The 453-nt window shown below is 70.2% G+C and carries 2 protein-coding genes; both read right to left on the reverse strand.

What is annotated here, in order from left to right:
• Window positions 1–191, reverse strand: a 191-nt coding sequence (locus tag D7V93_RS47790) for a sugar nucleotide-binding protein (protein WP_372338437.1), incomplete at its 3' end; no start/stop codon positions are given.
• On the reverse strand, window positions 137–453 hold a 317-nt coding region (locus tag D7V93_RS44045), incomplete at its 5' end, for a GDP-mannose 4,6-dehydratase (RefSeq protein WP_208723389.1). The genes D7V93_RS47790 and D7V93_RS44045, both read right to left, overlap by 55 nt.

Below are 453 nucleotides of genomic sequence, written 5' to 3' on the forward strand. Positions count from 1 at the left end.
GTCGCGGCGATCGCTGCGGAATCGGTCAGGTCCAGCGTGGCCCGGTCGAGCGCCACCGGCCGCCAACCGTCCGGCCAGGCGTGCGCCTGCAACGCGCGGCCCACCTGGCCATTCGCGCCGGTGATCAGGACGTCGTTCAAGCCGCGATCCCGCGCCGTTCCGCCGCCTTTTCCTCGACCAGCGGCCGCCACCAGGCGTCGTTATCGAGATACCAGCGCACCGTCTTCTCCAGCCCGGTCGCGAACGTCTCTGCGGGCGTCCAGCCGAGCTCGTCGCCGATGCGGGTGGCGTCGATGGCGTAACGCTTGTCATGCCCCGGCCGGTCGGCGACGGAGCTGATCTGCTCGGCATAGGGCCGGCCGTCGGCGCGGGGACGCAGTCGGTCGAGGATCGCGCAGACGGTGCGGACGACGTCGATGTTCGCCAACTCGTTGTGCCCGCCGATATTATAGG

The organism is Corallococcus llansteffanensis (assembly GCF_003612055.1).
Taxonomy (GTDB): Bacteria; Myxococcota; Myxococcia; order Myxococcales; family Myxococcaceae; genus Corallococcus; species Corallococcus llansteffanensis.